This window comes from Dyadobacter sp. OTU695, from assembly GCF_038440355.1.
In the GTDB taxonomy this organism is placed as follows: Bacteria; Bacteroidota; Bacteroidia; order Cytophagales; family Spirosomataceae; genus Dyadobacter.
On sequence record NZ_JASATN010000001.1, the window covers coordinates 72,157 to 89,970 of the forward strand.

At 51.1% G+C, this 17,814-nt stretch carries 10 protein-coding genes; 4 read left to right on the forward strand and 6 right to left on the reverse strand.

The features are described 5' to 3' along the window. Positions 1 to 13 precede the first annotated feature (13 nt). Positions 14 to 4,612 carry a translocation/assembly module TamB domain-containing protein gene (locus AAHB90_RS00325; RefSeq protein ID WP_342082911.1) on the forward strand — a complete coding sequence of 1,533 codons (4,599 nt, stop codon included), beginning with the start codon at positions 14 to 16 and terminating at the stop codon, positions 4,610 to 4,612. Here the strand turns inward: AAHB90_RS00325 and AAHB90_RS00330 are convergent. Both AAHB90_RS00330 and AAHB90_RS00335 read right to left on the reverse strand, forming a co-directional pair. Beyond that, positions 4,602 to 5,129, reverse strand: a complete 528-nt coding sequence (locus tag AAHB90_RS00330) for an acyl-CoA thioesterase (protein WP_342082912.1) — start codon at positions 5,127 to 5,129, stop codon at positions 4,602 to 4,604. The genes AAHB90_RS00325 and AAHB90_RS00330 overlap by 11 nt on opposite strands. Positions 5,130 to 5,156: 27 nt before the next feature. After that, positions 5,157 to 5,552, reverse strand: a complete 396-nt coding sequence (locus tag AAHB90_RS00335; RefSeq protein WP_342082913.1) for a hypothetical protein — start codon at positions 5,550 to 5,552, stop codon at positions 5,157 to 5,159. A 214-nt stretch (positions 5,553 to 5,766) separates the two neighbouring features. Here AAHB90_RS00335 and AAHB90_RS00340 point away from each other — a divergent pair, with 214 nt between their 5' ends. The 3 genes from AAHB90_RS00340 (at position 5,767) to pafA (AAHB90_RS00350) (ending at position 12,129) form a co-directional block, all read left to right on the forward strand. Next, on the forward strand, positions 5,767 to 8,577 hold the full coding sequence (locus AAHB90_RS00340; RefSeq protein WP_342082914.1) for a M16 family metallopeptidase: 2,811 nt from the start codon (positions 5,767 to 5,769) through the stop codon (positions 8,575 to 8,577). A gap of 129 nt (positions 8,578 to 8,706) precedes the next feature. Beyond that, positions 8,707 to 10,383, forward strand: a complete 1,677-nt coding sequence (gene pafA / locus AAHB90_RS00345) for an alkaline phosphatase PafA (RefSeq protein ID WP_342082915.1) — start codon at positions 8,707 to 8,709, stop codon at positions 10,381 to 10,383. Positions 10,384 to 10,488: 105 nt separating this feature from the next. After that, positions 10,489 to 12,129: an alkaline phosphatase PafA gene (gene pafA / locus AAHB90_RS00350; RefSeq protein ID WP_342083968.1), complete on the forward strand. Its 1,641-nt coding sequence runs from the start codon at positions 10,489 to 10,491 to the stop codon at positions 12,127 to 12,129. Positions 12,130 to 12,203: 74 nt separating this feature from the next. On the opposite strand, the gene AAHB90_RS00355 is transcribed toward pafA (AAHB90_RS00350), so the two are convergent. From AAHB90_RS00355 to AAHB90_RS00370, 4 genes are all read right to left on the reverse strand, one after another. Continuing rightward, complete coding sequence (locus tag AAHB90_RS00355; protein WP_342082916.1) at positions 12,204 to 12,638, reverse strand: NfeD family protein; 435 nt, start codon at positions 12,636 to 12,638, stop codon at positions 12,204 to 12,206. Between the two features lie 4 nt (positions 12,639 to 12,642). Then, positions 12,643 to 13,557 (reverse strand): SPFH domain-containing protein, encoded by a 915-nt coding sequence (locus AAHB90_RS00360; RefSeq protein WP_342082917.1) that lies wholly within the window; start codon positions 13,555 to 13,557, stop codon positions 12,643 to 12,645. 121 nt (positions 13,558 to 13,678) lie between these two features. After that, positions 13,679 to 16,393 carry a glycoside hydrolase family 9 protein gene (locus AAHB90_RS00365; protein WP_342082918.1) on the reverse strand — a complete coding sequence of 905 codons (2,715 nt, stop codon included), beginning with the start codon at positions 16,391 to 16,393 and terminating at the stop codon, positions 13,679 to 13,681. 160 nt (positions 16,394 to 16,553) lie between these two features. Continuing rightward, positions 16,554 to 17,720: an acyl-CoA dehydrogenase family protein gene (locus AAHB90_RS00370; RefSeq protein ID WP_342082919.1), complete on the reverse strand. Its 1,167-nt coding sequence runs from the start codon at positions 17,718 to 17,720 to the stop codon at positions 16,554 to 16,556. Positions 17,721 to 17,814: the final 94 nt, after the last annotated feature.

The following is a 17,814-nucleotide window of genomic DNA, read 5'->3' on the forward strand; positions in this document are numbered from 1 at the left end:
TGCGAAGCTGTATATGTTAAAATTCCTGAAGGCGCTTGGTAATGGTCTGATCGTGGTTGTCATCTTCGCGCTGCTGGCGCTTGGGATTGCTACCACCGCATTGCAGCTGCCTTCGGTTCAAACCTGGGCCGTAGGGTACGTAACGGCCGATATATCAGGTAAACTCGGGTATCCTATCACGATCGGGAAGGTCAATATCAAATGGTTTGATGTGGTTTCGCTTGAAACCGTTTCAGTGAAAGACTCTTCGGGCGCGGATATGATCGATGTCGGCCGGATCGATGTAAATCTGAATGTCAATAACATCATCCGAGACTCGGCGAAAGAGATATTTCTCGATGAGGTCAACGTCTTTCAGCCGAATGTGCATCTGATCATTGTCCCCGAATCGGGCGACCTGAACATCGACGGTTTTATAGCCCGTATCAACGAACTGACTGCTCCCGCGGTACCCAGGCCGCCCAATGCGCCCGAAAACAACACCCCTTTCATCATCGGTAAAGCGAAGGTTATTGACGGAACCTTCGGCTACGACGATCCCCGCCAGCCCCGCGACCGTGGCTCGAGGGTGTTCGACTACTCACATTTCAGCCTGAAACACCTCTACGGCGAGCTGAGCGATTTTCTTGTTCAGGGGGATACGATTGCCTTTCGTGCCAAAAACCTGAAAACGATCGATAAGCAAACCGGTCTGGAAATGCATGACCTGGATACGAAATTCCTTTTTTGCCAGAAGAAAATGGAGTTGAAGGAGCTCGATGCGCACATCGGTAACTCGCATTTAAAGGACGAAGTAATATTCTACTACAACCGTTCAGGAGAGTTAGGCGATTTTAACCATAAAATACGGATGAAGGGGCACCTGGTCGGCAGTCGGGTGGATTCGCAGGACCTGGGCCTGTTTTCGAGTTATATTGACGGGTTGGATGAAACCTGGCAAATATCAGGTGATTTCAACGGCAAGGTCGACGATTTCCTACTCTCCAATACGGACCTGCATTTTGGGAAGAACAGCAGGCTCATCGGCGATATTGGCTTCAAAGGGCTTCCTACGATCGAGGGGGTGTTAATGGATATCCGGTTATCGGTTTCTAAAATCGATCCGACCGACCTGGTGCAATACTACCCCGAATGGGACATGCACCCCGATTTGCAAAAATTTGGGTATACGCTGCTGGATGGCACATTCAAAGGAACGCTGAAAGATTTTGCCGTGAATGCATCGGCGTCGTCCGAGCTCGGCGAACTATCGGGAAACCTGGTATTCCACATTGCGGATGCGAAATCGACTACCTATTCAGGGGAAGTAAAAACGTCCTCTTTCGGGTTGGGAACATTATTGGAAGATGAGGATAACTGGCAGGAGCTGGATTTTGAAGGGGAAGTGTATGGAAAAGGGTTGGAGCTGTCGGTCGCTTCCGCGGATATGAATGCGACCGTTCACCGGGTTGGCTTTCGGAGTTATGATTACAAAAACATCCGGTTGAAGGGCAATCTGCAAAATCAGTATTTCAATGGTCTCGTAAGCTCCCGCGACAGCAACCTGGTCGTGAACCTTGACGGTGAGTTCGATCTTTCCAAACAGCAGAACATGTTTGATGTCAGAGGACTGATCGAAAGGGCTAACTTGAAAGAACTAGGTTTCAGCACGGACCCGATCACCCTTAGGACGCAGTTGAATATCAATGTAACGGGGAATACAGTCGACGAACTGGTAGGCGATGCCAAACTGCTCAATACCTATCTGGTAATGACGAATAAGGAGCGCAACCTGGTAGTGGATACGCTCGTATTTTCTTCAAGAAATCAGCTCGGTAAGCGTCGGTTGCAGCTCGATAGCGAGTTCCTGACAGCCAGGGTGGAGGGTAACTTCCTGCCAACGCAGGCATGGAACGATGTGAGTAGGGTTTTGGAAGAATATAAATTGTATTTCTTTGAAAACGAGGCCAGCAGGAATGAGTATTATGCTAGAAAGCCCTTGAAGATGCTATCGCGCAGGTATGAGATCGACTATTCGGTGGAAACCCATAATCTGTCGCGCTTCCTGGCATTCCTTAGCCCGGATATTTATGTATCGCGGGGGGCGAAGGCCGAGGGGATTTTCAGGATGGACAACACGGCCGTATTGACTTTCAATGCCGTGTCGGATACGGTGAGTTATGGTAAAAATCAGTTTATGAAAGCGGAGGTGGACGTTACTACCTCGAAATTCGTCAACAGTGCCGAAGTACTCGCCTCCATTCTCGTCACGTCCGACAAGCAGCAGATCAGCAAGATGGTGCCAACAGAGAAGATGGAGCTGGAAGGTACCTGGGACGTCGACCACATTGATTTCAACGGTGCCATTCACCAGGTCAAAAGCACCAACCTGGCGAACCTCGCAGGTGAGATACGGTTCCTGCCGGCAGGCCTGGATATCGGTTTCAAAAATTCCAAACTCAATCTGCTCGACGAAGAGTGGAATGTGCCGTCTGAAAGTCTTATTTCGATTGTCGGCAATGACTTTACGATGTCGAACCTTGGTCTGGTGAGCGGAAAGCAGCGCATTTTCCTCAGCGGTACGGCGTCCGAGGATCCGGACAAGAGCCTTTTGCTCGACATTAAGAACTTTAAGCTGGCAAGTTTAAACCCCGTTTTTAACACAAAACTATCGGGGATCATGGACGGCTCTGCTAAGGTGAAGGATATTTATAACAGCGTGATTCTCGATGCAAACTTTGCCATTGAAGGTCTCGGTTATGGTCAGTATGAGTTCGGAAACCTGCTCGGTACGGGCGACTGGGACCAGACCACCAGCGAGTTGCAGGTGGATGCCCAGCTTAATAAGAATGCGAGGCGTGTATTCAGCCTCGTCGGTTCGTACCGCCCGAAACTGGAAACAAATACGCTGAACCTGAAAGCGATTTTCAACCAGGCGGATTTTAAAGCGCTCGAACCGTTTGCGGAGGGCTTGGTGTCCGATATCAGCGGTACAGCGCAGGGAGTTGTATCGATCAGGGGTGTTGTTGATGCGCCGGTTCTGGAAGGATCGCTTACGGTAGACAAGGGCCGGATGAAGTTCGATTATCTCCAATCGGTATTTACATTCAGCGACAAAATCAATTTTACGGAAAGTGAAATCACAGGCAACAATATCCTGGTTACCGACTCCGACGGCAATACAGCCACGCTGCGCGGAGGGGTTTTTCATGATGGTTTCAAGTACTTCTCCCTCGGTTTCAATGCCGACCTACGCAATTTCAAGATATTGAATACCAATGCGAGGGATAATGATATGTTCTACGGAACAGCTTACGTAACCGGCCCTGTGGCAGTTTACGGCCCGATCGACAACCTGAATATCGAAGCCAATGTAACCAGTAATAAAGGCACGCGCATCTACATTCCGCTGGACGGTGCCACCGAAGTGGTGACGCAGGATTACATTCAGTTTGTAAGTAAAATGGCGCCGCCCGACAGTACGGCCGGCGTCCCCGTCGATTCCATCGCCCGGAGCCAGATCGCCGGCGGGATCAAAATGGATTTCAATTTCAACCTTACACCCGACGCGACTTGTGAGATCATCTTCGACAGGCAAACCGGCGACGTGCTGCGCGGCAACGGTAGCGGCCGTCTCAACCTGAATATCGATACCCAGGGCGATTTTACGATGGCAGGTACTTATGAAATTGAAAAGGGAGAGTACAATTTCACATTGCAGAATGTCATCAACAAAAAGTTTAATATCAAGCCGGGCAGCAAGATCGTCTGGGCAGGCGATCCGTACGCCGCACAGCTTGATGTAAAGGCTGGCTACACGCAGATGGTGTCGCTGGCAGGCGTACTGCCGAATACCAGCAACCTGGGTACCGGCAGTGGGGATGCATTATCAAGAAGGTATCCGGTGGAGGTTACCATCGGCTTGTCGGAGCGGCTGATGTCGCCGACGATCCGGTATGATCTTAAAATCCTCGATAACCCTTCATTGAGCACGTACCGGGGTCAATTGGAAGCATTTCAGAACAAGCTGAAGTCCGACGAACAGGAGCTGAGCCGGCAAGTTAGCAGTCTGTTGGTGGTGAACCAGCTTTTGCCCGAAACCAGTCTGGCAACGGTTGGGGGTCAGAACTTCCTCGGAAGCAGTATCAGCGAACTGGTATCGAACCAGATCAGCCGCTGGGCTTCGGGGATCAATGAAAACCTCGAAGTAGGGGTTTCGGGTCTGTCGCTGGACCAAAATGCTTTGAATAACTTGCAGTTGCGCTTCTCGTACCGGTTCCTGAATGACCGCTTCCGGGTAACGCGGGACGGGCGCTTTACTTCCGGCACACAATCGCAAACCGGCGCCTCGCAATACGACGCCGCGAGCTTACTGGGCGAATGGACATTGGAATACTGGCTGAATGCCAAAGGTTCGGTGCGCGTAAAAGCCTATAACCGGAATATCCAGAACAACCTCATGTTCACCAGCGGTACCTTCACGACCGGTGGCGTGAGCATGCAGTTCACCCACAGTTTCAACCGTTTCACCCGCGCCCCGAAACCGGGCGTGCGGGTACCTTTCCTGCCACCGGATTCTACCAGGCAGGATACGACGGGGAAATTGATCTCAGAAAAAGATACTACGCATTAGCGTCCGCCGCAAGCTCCTGCTTGATCGCGTGGATGCGGTCGTTGAAATGCAGGTTTGGGAAATCGAGGCCCGGTACGCAGGTTGCGCCCAGGTAGTCCATAACTTCTTTCGGGTGTGGTACGCGCTGCCCGGTGGAAATGCTGATATGCTTGGAAGTAGTCCAGAGTACGGTTTTAAGCTCGGTACGCAGGTCGTTGGTCATAAAGTACTCTGTCACCATCGTGTCTTCATTGTAAAAGATCACACGCGATGTGATACGTACCCACTCGCTGATGCGCGCGGGCCTTACGTACGCGATCTGGTGCTGGTACACGACCCAGCTCGTACGCAATTCGCGGAACATCGCTTCAAAACTGAAACCATACAACTTAGAAACCTGGTCTTCCCGTGCATTGAAGAAGTAATCGAAATACTTGGAGTTGTTCAAATGCATCAGCGGGTCGCAATCCTGAAAACGGATAATCACCCTCGATTCCGCCTCGACAGGCATGTCGGATAGTTTGGCAGTAAACAGCATGGTTTTTCGTTTATCTTGTTAGAAGTGTTATTCTCCACGATACCGCACAGCCAATCCGCTCAGCATATAGCCTTCCTTGTTCACGCTCGTGTAGTATTTATATTTGACATTGATAATCGCGTCAGCCCCGATTTTCTGTGCTTTCATAACCAGGCGCGCGGTCAGGAGCTCCTTCGTTTTGGCATCATTTCCCCGGAACATCATCCTTTTATCTTTCGTCTGGTCGGCCGTCAGCGAATCCTCGCTGCCGATCTCCACCACCGCGAGTTCTGAATAGGGGCGTTCCAGCGGTTCATTGTCGTACAAAACCTCGATTGGGTATTTGGTATTGGATGAAATTGGTATGCCGGAGCCGGCACAGGCGGACAGCACAACAGCTGCCAGGAAGGAAAACAAAAGCGGGGCCTTTTTAATCTTGATCATTCTCTTTCAATGAGGGACATATTTAAAAACTGTTAGTGGCACCGGATAATTCCTGAAAACCAATCGCGGGTGACCATTGCATGCAACCCATACACGCCGGATACGACATTATGTTGCAACGTATATTATTTTGCCATTTGTCACCAATCGATTGTTAAATGTGATATTGTACATTATTTTCAAGGATTGTAAATCTAAACTAATTGATTTTAATATGGTCATGAAATCTGGAAGAACAAATTTGTTCAGGCGGAGCTCGCTCGCCGGAATCGTGCTTGCCTTGGTGCTGGCAATGCCTTCCGAAGCACAGCAACTACCGAAGGGCGTCACAAAAGTGACATCCGTTGAGGGAATTACGGAATACAACCTTGAAAACGGCCTCAAAGTACTGATGTTCCCCGACCCGTCGAAGCCGACGATTACCGTGAATGTGACCTACCTCGTGGGGTCGCGTCATGAGGGTTATGGAGAAACCGGTATGGCCCACTTGCTGGAACACCTTGTATTCAAAGGCACGCCGAAGCATACCAACATCCCTCAGGAGCTTACCGAGCACGGCGCGCGCCCGAACGGCACGACCTGGTACGACCGCACCAACTATTTTGAAACCTTTTCCGCTTCCGAGGAAAACCTCAAATGGGCGCTGGACCTGGAATCCGACCGGATGGTGAACTCGTTCATCGCGAAAAAAGATCTCGACAGTGAGTTCAGCGTCGTCCGTAATGAGTTTGAATCGGGGGAAAACAGCCCGTTCCGGGTACTGATGCAAAGGGTCATTTCAGGAGGTTACCTGTGGCACAACTACGGCAAATCAACAATCGGTAACCGTTCCGACATTGAACGCGTTCCTATCGATAATTTGCAGGCATTCTATAAAAGATATTACCAGCCCGACAATGCCGTGCTGACCGTCGCCGGAAAGATTGATGAACCCAAGACACTGGCGTTGATCAACGATTATTTTGGTAAAATCCCGAAACCGACCCGCATTCTTCCGCAATCGTATACGGTGGAGCCTACCCAGGACGGCGAGCGCTTTGTGGAGCTGAAAAGGACTGGTGATGTGCAAATGCTGATGGCGATGTACCACATTATGCCTGGCTCGCACGCCGACTATCCTGCCATGGAGGTGCTGACCGAAGTGCTTACCACCGAGCCAAACGGCAGGTTGTACAAAAATCTGGTGGATACCAAGAAAGCGTCGTCGCAATTCGGATATACTTTCCAGTTGTACGACCCGGGTTTCGTTTTGTTTGGGGCTGAAATCCTGAAAGAGAAGTCGTTGGAAGAGGCGAAGAAAGCATTTACGGCTACGCTGGATTCGACAGCTATGATCAAATCTTCGAAGGAAGATGTTGAAAGGGCGAAAACGACGATCCTTAAAAACTGGGACCTCGAATTCCGGAACTCGGAAAGGGTAGGGCTAAGCATCAGCGAAGCCATCGCTACGGGTGACTGGCGCCTTGCATTCCTCTTCCGTGATAATATTCGCAAAGTGACGCCTGAGGACGTGGCCCGGGTTGCTCAGTATTATTTCAAACCGTCCAACCGTACACTCGGAACGTTTACGCCGGAATCTAATCCGGTAAGGGCGGAAATCCCCGAGGCGCCGAAAGTGGCTGACCTGGTAAAAGATTACAAAGGCGAAGCCGTGGTAGCCGAAGGCGAAGCATTTGATCCGTCGCCCGCGAACGTGGAAAGTCGTACCGCGCGGGTAGAAAAGGCCAATACCATCGAAACAGCATTGCTTCCCAAAAAGACACGCGGCAACGTGGTAGCTGCACGCATTACCTTGCGTTACGGGGACGAAAAAAGTCTGCAAAACAAAACGGCCATCTCCGACCTGACGGGCTCGATGCTCGACAAAGGCACGAAAACCAAGACCCGCCAGCAGGTCAAGGACGAATTCGATCGCCTGAAAGCGCGTGTAAGCTTCTTCGGAGCAGCCAACCAGGCGGGGGCAAGCATCGAGACAACCAAAGAAAATCTGCCTGCGGTAATGAAACTGGTGGCCGAAGTTTTGAAAACTCCTGCATTCGACGAAAACGAGTTTGAAAAACTGAAACAGGAAGAGCTCGCAGGCATCGAATCGCAGCGCAGCGAACCGCAGGCTATTGCATTCAACCAGTACCGCCGCCTCGTGTCCCCATATCCGAAAAGCGATATCCGGTATGTAGGTACGTTCGACGAGGATGTGGAGAGTATTAAAACTACCACGATCGATCAGATCCGCCAGTTCCACAAAGATTTTTACGGAGCAAATAATGCATCGGCAACAGTGGTGGGTGATTTTGACAAAGATGCGATCCAGAAAATCCTGAACGACGAGTTCGGAAGCTGGAAGAGCGCCAAACCATTTACACGTATCGCATCGCCATACCAGGCCGTGAAATCCGAAAACAAATCGATTGAAACACCCGACAAGGCGAATGCCATGTTTGTGGCAGGTTTGAATATGCCATTGCAGGATACCGATCCCGATTATCCGGCGCTCATCATGGGCAACTACATGCTCGGCGGTGGCTTCCTGAACTCACGTCTGGCCACACGCATCCGTCAGAAAGAGGGATTGAGCTATGGCGTAGGGTCGCAATTCTCGGCGAGCCCGCTGGATAAGAATGGTACATTCATGTCGTATGCTATTTATGCCCCGCAAAATGCCGAAAAACTGGAAGCGGCATTCAAGGAGGAAATCGATAAAGTAATGAAAGAAGGGTTCACAGCCGATGAATTGAAAGCCGCGAAATCGGGTTACCTGCAATCTCGTCAGGTGGCGCGCTCGCAGGATGCTTCGTTGACAAACACCCTTACCAGCAACCTTTATCTGAACCGTACCATGCAGTGGGACGCGGATTTCGAGAAAAAGATCGAAGCGCTCACACCGGATCAGATCAAGGCGGCATTCAACAAGCATATCGATTACAATAAGCTCGTGATCATCAAGGCGGGGGATTTTGAGAAAGCTAAAAAAGGTGCCCAGTCAGCCGGCGCACCGGCCCAGCTCGGCGGAAGCGATAAAAAGTAAGATTAAAATTAAATTAAGATTCAGGAAGCCGGTCGTGAAAAGCACGCCGGTTTTCTGCTTTTAAACGTAGTACATCTTTATCTTTGCCGAGTACTTACACGGAACCTTACTGCTGTCAATAGCATCACCATGAAATTGATCTACCATCCGCTTCTCAGAGTTTTGTTCGCCGGGCTCGTTCTCAGTCAACCGGTTTTTAGTCAAACCAAATCTAAAACGGCTCCCGAAGCCGCTAACAAACTGACCAGGCCCAAACTGGTAGTGGGCATGGTTGTTGACCAGATGCGCTACGATTACCTTTACCGCTATTACGACAAATACAAGGAGGGCGGTTTGAAACGACTGATCAATGAGGGATTCAATTGCCGCAACAACCACTATCATTATGCGTTGACGGTGACTGCGGCGGGCCATTCGGCGGTTTACACCGGCTCGATGCCAGCCATGAATGGCATTGTAGGTAACGATTGGTACGATGCCGCACAGGCCAAAAATGTGTATTGTACCGATGACAATACCGTTGCGACGGTCGGTAGCAGCAATGTGACGGTAGGCAAAATGTCGCCGAAAAACCTGCTGGTAACCACCGTGACTGATCAGCTGCGGATAGCCACAAATTTTCGGTCCAAAACTATCGGCGTTGCGATCAAAGACCGGGCGTCTATTCTGCCGGCAGGTCATGCGGCCTCTGGTGCCTACTGGTTTGATTCCAAAACCGGGAATTTCGTAACGAGTACCTATTATATGAACAGCCTGCCGCAGTGGGTGACTGATTACAACAGTCTGAAAAAGCCCGCCGAATACATGGGGAAAGGCTGGAATACGTTGCTGCCGATTGCAGAATATACCCAAAGCTCACCGGACGACGTGCCCTGGGAAGGGAAACTTTCAACCGCCACGAAACCGGTATTCCCGCACGACCTCACGGGCAATGCAGGCGATGCGTACGGTCCGATGACGACCTCTCCCTGGGGCAATACGATTACGAAGGAAATGGCCATTGCGGCGATCAAAGGAGAAAATCTGGGGAAAGGTAAAGAAACCGACTTCCTGGCCGTAAGCTTCTCTTCTCCTGACCGTATCGGGCACATGTTCGGTCCCAACTCTGTGGAACAGGAAGACGATTACTTGAAGCTCGACATGGAATTTGCCGATTTCTTCAACTTCCTCGATAGCTGGGCCGGAAATGGCAATTACACCGTATTCCTCACCGCCGACCACGGTGCAATGGACGTGCCTGCATTCTGGCAGGAGCATAAATTACCTGCCGGATTGATGAGTGCCACCACTTTGACGCGCACCATCGTAAAGGCATTGAATGACGCATACGGAGAGGCTGAATATGTTTCTGCATTTGAGAACTATCAGATATATCTTAACAAAGCGGTCCTGAAAGAGAAAAAAATTACTGTTGCGGATGTGTATCAGACATTGCGTGATGCATTACTTGCCGTTGATGGCGTGGCTGATGTGATTAACCTTCGTGACATGGGCAAAGCGCCGTTGAACACTTACCAACTGGAGTTGTTCAAGAACAATATCAATGCGAAACGGAGCGGCGATTTGCAGGTATTGTTGCAACCAGGCTGGTTTGCCTCCACGATGAGCACCGGTACCGACCACGGCACACCTTACAACTACGACACGCACGTGCCTTTCCTGCTTTATGGCTGGGGTATCAATAAGGGCGAAACGCTTCGCCGTACTTCCATTGCCGATATTGCGCCTACCATTTCTGCATTGCTGCACATCCTGCCGCCGAGCGGAAATGTCGGTAATCCCGTACAGGAAGCATTGAAAAAGTAGTCTCAAAAGAATATCCGCCGCGGGGCCGTATGGTGCTCCGCGGCTTTTTGTTTTATCTAAACCCCTTAAATTGTGAGAAAACTCGCTTGCTGGGTATTAGCAGCAATGGCTACAACGGCCGTTTCTGCGCAAACTCCCAAGAAGGCCGCAGCCGCGAAGGCCGCCGCCGCGAAGGCGTCGACCATTGCCCGTCCCAAACTGGTTGTAGGAATTGTAGTGGATCAAATGCGTTACGATTACCTGTATCGCTACTATGACCAGTATACCGAGGGCGGTTTCAAAAGAATGATGAATGAGGGTTTTAACTGCCGCAACAACCATTACAGCTACGCACTTACCGTGACGGCCGCCGGGCACGCTTCGGCATACACGGGCTCAGTTCCAGCAATCAACGGGATCGTTGGCAATGAATGGTACGATCCCATTGCGAAGCAGGATGTGTATTGCGTGGAAGACAGCACGGTGAAAACCGTGGGTAGCAATAATGTAGCAGTAGGCAAAATGTCTCCGAAAAACCTGCTTGTTAGCACGGTGACCGACCAGCTCCGCATTGCTACCAATTTCCGTTCTAAAACCATCGGGGTAGCCATTAAAGACCGCGGTTCGATCCTTCCTGCCGGCCACGCAGCCAATGCGGCATACTGGTTCGATTCGAAAACCGGTAACTGGGTGAGCAGCACCTATTATATGGATGACCTGCCGCAATGGGCCAAGGATTATAATGCAAAGAAAAAGCCTGCGGAATATGCGCAAAAGGGCTGGGATCTTCTTTTGACTGCCGATGCTTACACACAAAGCTCTCCCGACGATGTGCCCTGGGAGGGGAAACTGCCCGGAGCGAAAAAGCCGGTATTTCCTTACGAACTCGTGGGAATGTCGGGCGATGCATTCGGCATTGTGACTGATACGCCGTGGGGTAATACGATCACCAAAGAAATGGCGATCGAAGCGATCAAAGGCGAGCAACTCGGGAAAGGCAACGATACCGATTTTCTCGCTATCAGCTTTTCTTCGCCGGATAAGATCGGGCACCGGGTTGGCCCGAACTCGATCGAGCAACAGGACGATTTTCTGCGTTTGGACCGTGAATTTGCGGATTTGTTCAACTTCCTGGATGGCTGGGTAGGAAAAGGAGAATACACGGTGTTCCTCACAGCCGACCACGGCGTGGTGGATGTGCCTGGTTTTGCAAAGGAACATAAACTGCCTTCGGGCCTTGTAGACCGTAAATTGCTGACCAATGCCGTTACCGACGCGCTGAACGAGGCATTTGGAAAAGACAAATATGTGGTGGCCACGGATAATAACCAGCTTTATCTCGACCACAGCCTTTTGAAAAAGAAAAATATTACCCTTGCCGCCGTACATAACGTGGTACGGGACGCCGCATTGACGGTACCGGGCATCGCCGACGTGATCGATCTCAGCGACATGGGCAAGGCGCCGCTGAATACCTATCAGCTGGAATTGTATAAAAACAATGTCAATGCGAAACGTAGCGGTGATTTGCAGGTGATTTCGCAGCCCGGTTGGTTCTACGGAACTTCCACGGGGACGTCGCACGGCACGCCTTACAACTATGACACCCAGGTGCCGTTTGTCATGTTCGGATGGGGAATCAATAAAGGGGAGACCGTTAAAAGGACTTCGGTTTGCGACATTGCGCCTACCATTTCCGCATTGCTGCATATCCTGCCAGGCAGTGGAAATATCGGGCTTCCGGTAGAAGAAGCGCTGAAAAAGTAATTTTGATCAGGAATAAAAAAGCCGTGAGCACGACCCGATCGTGTTCACGGCTTTTCGCTTTTATGTATTTCAGGTCAGGATTCTTCCACTATCAGGACAATCCCTTCTGTTTTCTTGATAACAACTTTGCTACCGGCCGGAATATTCCGGTGGTTCTCGGAAATAGCCTTCCATTCAGCGCCGCGATAGTAAATGCGACCTTCGCCATTGCCGGGAATGTCGCGGATCACCATGGCGGTTTCGCCTTCAAACTCGTTATATTCCGCTGCTGAACGTCGTTCGAGCAACCTGCGGGCATGTTTGCGTAGTACAAGCAACGAAAAGAGGGAAATCGCCGAAAAGGCGAGTATCTGGCTTTCGGTGCTGGGCAGCAGACCGATGGAGGTAAGGAGGGAAGTTAACAATGCGCCTGCCGCGAAAAAGACGAACACGAGCATGACGCTGACCAGTTCTGCCAGGAGCATCACCAGTCCTACGATGAGCCAAATTTGTGGTAAGGTCAAATCCATGATACTAGTGCTTCTGTTCAGACGATTTGACTACGGTTAATGCGGTGGCGATCAGCGAACCCATGTCGGCCAGGTTGGCAGGAAGGATCAGTGTATTGCCTGCTTTGGCGATCTTGCCGAACTGCTCTACATAATTTTCGGCCACTTTCAGCTGCACAGCTTCCGCTCCACCTTCTTCGCGGATCGCCTTTGCTACCAGCCGGATACTCTCGGCAGTAGCCTCTGCAACCGATTTCAATGCCGATGCCTCACCTTCTGCTTCGTTGATTTGCCGTAAACGAATACCTTCCGATTCCAGTACCACTTTCTGTTTTTGCCCCTCGGCTACATTGATCGCCGCCTGCTTTTCACCATCCGATTGCAGGATCACCGCCCGCCGTTCACGTTCCGCCTGCATCTGTTTTTCCATCGCAATCAGTACGCTTTGCGGAGGTGTGATATTCTTGATCTCGTAGCGGAGCACCTTCACGCCCCAGCCTGTTGCGGCCTCGTCGATGGATTCCACGACGGCACGGTTAATGGTCATACGTTCTTCAAATGTCTTGTCCAGGTCCAGCTTGCCGATCTCGCTCCGCATGGTGGTTTGGGCTAGTTGAATGACGGCAAAAGTGTAGTCAGAGATACCGTATGCCGCTTTTCTCGGATCGATTACCTGGATAAATATAACCCCGTCCATACGCACCTGCACATTATCGCGGGTGATACAGATCTGCTCGGGAATGTCGACGGCCGCTTCTTTCAGCGTGTACTTGTAGGCAATCCGGTCGAAAAAGGGAATGATGAAGTTAACGCCCGGTTGAAGCACCGCGTAAAATTTTCCCAAACGTTCCAGAATGTAAGCACTTTGCTGCGGGACAACCTTGACGGTCATCAGAATGGAGAGTACAACCAGTACGAGCAGAACAATGAAAGGGGTCATAACAAGTCGGTTTAAGGTCTATGGCGAAAATAACACGAAGGCACCGTCATTCCTACCGGTCTCGGACTAATGTAAGGTAACGGTGCCCGTCGGTCGAACCGCCGGATAAATGGTTCCCTGGCTAGGGGATTAAAACCCTTTGCCTGCCGAGGTCTTCACTTTCCTTTCCGTACAGTCGAATGACATACACGCCCGAAGGCAGCCCGATGATTTCAAATGAGAGCCTTGGAGTGGAAATTGCCCTGACCGCGACGCCCATTTCGTTGTAAAGCCTGGCGGTGTAACGTGAGCCTTGATTATCTGCACCGTTTTGAAATATAATCCGGTAGGTATGACGGCCCGCCGGGACCACAAACCAATCCACTTGCTTGCAACGCAGCCTTGCGAATCGGATGGACGATCTTTCGAATGTGCCGTCGACGTCTACGATCCGGAGGCGATAGTAGTTGGTCAGGTTGGGTGAAGCGTCGTCAAAAACGTAATGCAGGGCTGTTTTGGAAGTTCCGGTTGCTTTAACCCTGCCAATCTCCCTGAAATCCCGTCCATCTGTACTCCGCTCGATAGAAAAGTAATCTGCGTCGGTTTCCTCGGAGGTGTTCCACCGCAGCCTGAGGTTGCAATCGGTGGTTTCTATTTCAAATTTTTCCAGACGTACCGGTAACGCCTCGTTGACAATGCTGCTGAAAAATGCAAAGACCGCCGCGGTAACACTTATTTCCTGCACGGTAAATTCGGCCATTTCCACGGCCTGGCGTGCATCGGTGTATCGCCGCAGCACAGGATAAGGATCTTCTTTACGATAGCCTAGCGGGTATCGGTTCTGCGGGTCCTGAATAGCAAAGCTGGAAGGCCTGTTCATCAGCAGTGAGGCCGCCGGCCCGAATACCGGTACGCCAGGGACCGGCTCGGGGAACTTGCCGGGCACCGTCGACCAATGCAGCGGGTATTTGGGAGAATACTTGCCTGCGCCGGTAATGAAGCATTGCGAGAGTGGGTTAACGCCGAGCGGAATATCGAGTTGAATTTTGGCATAATCCAGCAATTCCGGCTTTTGGAGCAACGAAGCAAAGAGGATGTAATCGAATGCATAGCTCTGTGCCATCCCGAACGAACCGTACCCGATGTAGCCTTTGAAATGGTGGTAGGCACCGTGGTAGGCGTGGATTTTCATCGTGCGATTAAAATAATTGACTAGTACTTCGCTGTTCAGTATGTTTTTGAACTCATCCACCAATGCCGCATTCACAGTAAAAGACGTGGTGGCATAGGCCCAGGCGGCTTTGAAAGTGTGCTGCTGCCAGCTCATAGTCGCGTGGAACTGGTGTGGGATCTGCCCATACCACTCGTTGAAATCTGTATTGTAGAGGTTTTCTCCCGTTGTTTTGTAAAGCTCCGCGGCTGCCCAGGCCCGGTTATCCGCATCGATCGGATCGGGGTAGGGACCTGCATTTATACCGGGCACATTAACCGGCGGGGTCGGTGTGAGATGATCTTTCAGGAACGCCCATGCACTGCGGGCTTTTTCGAGGCAGGACGAGGCGTAAGTCGCATCGAATTTCTTGAAGTTCCGGGCAGCCATAGCCATCGATGCGGCGAAGAGCGCGGTGGATTGCGTAGTTTTTTCGGAAACATATAATGTATTGTGCTCGTCGCCGGGCAGGCCTTGCGACCATGTTGCCGGGGTGACCCGAAAGTATACCCCGCCGTCCGGTGCCTGCATTTGCATGAGCCAGTCGGTTTCATATCTGGCCTCATCAAGCCAGTCGGGAATTCCGTTGCCGCTTTCCGGGGAGTTCAAATGCTTGTCGGGGAATTTTTCAGGATAGAGTTCAAATGCTGTGAACAGAATGAATAATGCGCTCGCCGCTGTGGGTACGTAGCGCCCGTAGTCGCCCGCGTCCAGCCACCCGTATTGCATAGGAATATTGGTTCCGGGCGGATAGTCTGAAGCGGAATGTAGGGGAGAATTGAAATGTGAGCTATGAATTTGCGCCGTTTGGGATGGTAAGCCTTCGCGTGCCCATGTACCCGCATGTGCCGCTTCGAGCTTCCCCGATCGCTGGTAGTACAATGCTCTAGCCGTGTTATAATAAAGGTCATTGTAACAATCGGCGGATATGCTAAAAGTCTCCGACCTGCCATAGCCAGGGATGTAGATATAGTATTGACCGGGCGTTTGCCATGACGAAAAATCGATTTCAAATACCCGTTCTCCACTGAATGCGGAGTCGGATTTGAGATATTGGCAGGTCCCGCTGAAAACGGATTGCTGGTCGGTCCCGATAAGCTGGAATGCCGGCGGTGAGATGGTATCGACAGGCATGAACGAGGCGTCGCCCAGAAACCTTCCCAATTTCCCTAATTTCGGGCTCTCCGGCAGGTATCCGACCTGATTTGCCTTCACGTTGCCACGGATTTCGGTATCATTGAAAGTAACTGTGGTATCAAGGTCCGTTTCATTGCCGTCGGTATCGCGTATCGTACCGGCTTGCAGGCGATAGGAATTGCCGTTTTTGAATGGTTTGTCAAAGATCAGGTATAGTTCAAAAACAATGTCCGGCTCGCCCGCAGACGAAAGCCCTTTTACAAAACTATGCAGACCAACAAGGACCGGATTAGAAGTGGTTTGGTAACCTGGGTCCATCGTTGAATGCACCGAGTAACGATTTGTGTCGTGGCATCCTGTGGTATCGAATCTTTCGCTGATTGTCAGCAGCATAACGCGGTCGGAAACCGGTGAAGATGTTATGGACGGATTTCCGGGCAGTGAGCCGGCTTGCCACGCATTTGCACTGCCGGCCACCAGCATAATCATCAATAAAATCGCTCTTCCCATCACATTTCATGTTTAGTTCAGGATAGGTAGAAGCAATACCTGTGCCGTTTTAACAGTAAAATGAATGAGAGCTTCCAACCGGCGATGCTTATTTATCAGCCGGTTGGAATAATAAAAACAATACCTAGAAGGAAAGTGAAGGAGATTTCTGAACGGGCACTTAGTTCCTCAGTATCTCCTTGGAAATCACTATTTTCTGTATTTCGCTCGTGCCCTCACCGATGGTGCAGAGCTTGCTGTCGCGATAGAATTTTTCGGCGGGGTAGTCTTTAACGAAGCCATACCCTCCGAAGATCTGCACCGCTTCATTGGAAACGCGCACTGCTGTTTCCGACGAATGGTACTTGGCCACCGAACTTGCCAATGTTACTTTTTCGCCTGCATCTTTCAATGCGGCGGCATGGAAAGTGAGCAGCGAGGATGCCTGCACATCGGTATACATATCGGCCAGTTTGAATGCAATAGCCTGAAAATCACAGATCGCTTTGCCGAATTGCTTACGCTCTTTGGAATAGGCCAGTGCAGCCTCATACGCGCCCCAGGCCGTGCCTACGCCCAATGCCGCAATAGAAATGCGGCCGCCGTCCAGCACTTTGAGCGACTGGATAAATCCGTCGCCGATTTCACCAAGTCTCTGGCTGTCGGGAATGCGGCAATCCTGAAAGAGCAGTTCTACAGTTTCGGAGGCGCGCATTCCGAGTTTGTCTTCCTTGCGGCCCGGGCTGAAGCCCGGGGTTTTGCTGTCGAGTACAAATGCCGTGGCGCCATGTTTGTCGCCGGGTTCGCCGGTTCTGGTCATGACTACGAGCACATCGGCGCTTTTGCCGTTGGTTATGAAGTTTTTAGACCCGTTAATGACCCAGTCGTTGCCGTCGCGCACGGCCACTGTTTGCATATTGCCCGCATCGGAGCCGGTATTTGGCTCGGTCAGGCCCCACGCGCCTACCAACGAGCCAGTTGCGAGGCCGGGGAGGTACTTTTGCTTTTGTTCGTCGCTACCGAACATGTATATATGATTGGTACAAAGTGAATTATGCGCCGCCATAGACAATGCAACCGACGGATCCACCTTGGCCAGCTCGACAATCGCCGTAACGTATTCGCGGTAGCCGAGGCCCGCGCCGCCCAGGTTTTCCGGAATGAGCATTCCCATGAGTCCGAGCTCCCCCAATGCCTTGAAAAGTTCTTTCGGAAAATGTTGCTCCTCATCCCAGGTGCGGATGTGCGGCTTGATATGCAGCGCGGCAAAGTCCCTGACCGTGTGTTTGATAAGGTTACAAATTTCGTCGGAAGGGTTTGCAGTCAGGTCTTTTTCTCGTGTGTCCATAGATGTTGATGCTTATATTTGTGTGAGTACCCAATGATAGTGAGAATGCGACAAAATCGCTAGCCAGTAACGAACAAATCCAAATGGCAGCGGT

What these genes read in the sequence shown, in the direction of transcription:
- AAHB90_RS00325 (WP_342082911.1), top strand. Translation starts at nt 14, where the DNA reads ATGTTAAAATTCCTGAAGGCGCTTGGTAATGGTCTGATCGTGGTTGTC.
- AAHB90_RS00370 (WP_342082919.1), bottom strand. Translation starts at nt 17,720, where the DNA reads ATGGACACACGAGAAAAAGACCTGACTGCAAACCCTTCCGACGAAATT.
- AAHB90_RS00335 (WP_342082913.1), bottom strand. Translation starts at nt 5,552, where the DNA reads ATGATCAAGATTAAAAAGGCCCCGCTTTTGTTTTCCTTCCTGGCAGCT.
- pafA (WP_342082915.1), top strand. Translation starts at nt 8,707, where the DNA reads ATGAAATTGATCTACCATCCGCTTCTCAGAGTTTTGTTCGCCGGGCTC.
- AAHB90_RS00330 (WP_342082912.1), bottom strand. Translation starts at nt 5,129, where the DNA reads ATGCTGTTTACTGCCAAACTATCCGACATGCCTGTCGAGGCGGAATCG.
- AAHB90_RS00365 (WP_342082918.1), bottom strand. Translation starts at nt 16,393, where the DNA reads ATGGGAAGAGCGATTTTATTGATGATTATGCTGGTGGCCGGCAGTGCA.
- AAHB90_RS00340 (WP_342082914.1), top strand. Translation starts at nt 5,767, where the DNA reads ATGGTCATGAAATCTGGAAGAACAAATTTGTTCAGGCGGAGCTCGCTC.
- pafA (WP_342083968.1), top strand. Translation starts at nt 10,489, where the DNA reads ATGGCTACAACGGCCGTTTCTGCGCAAACTCCCAAGAAGGCCGCAGCC.
- AAHB90_RS00355 (WP_342082916.1), bottom strand. Translation starts at nt 12,638, where the DNA reads ATGGATTTGACCTTACCACAAATTTGGCTCATCGTAGGACTGGTGATG.
- AAHB90_RS00360 (WP_342082917.1), bottom strand. Translation starts at nt 13,557, where the DNA reads ATGACCCCTTTCATTGTTCTGCTCGTACTGGTTGTACTCTCCATTCTG.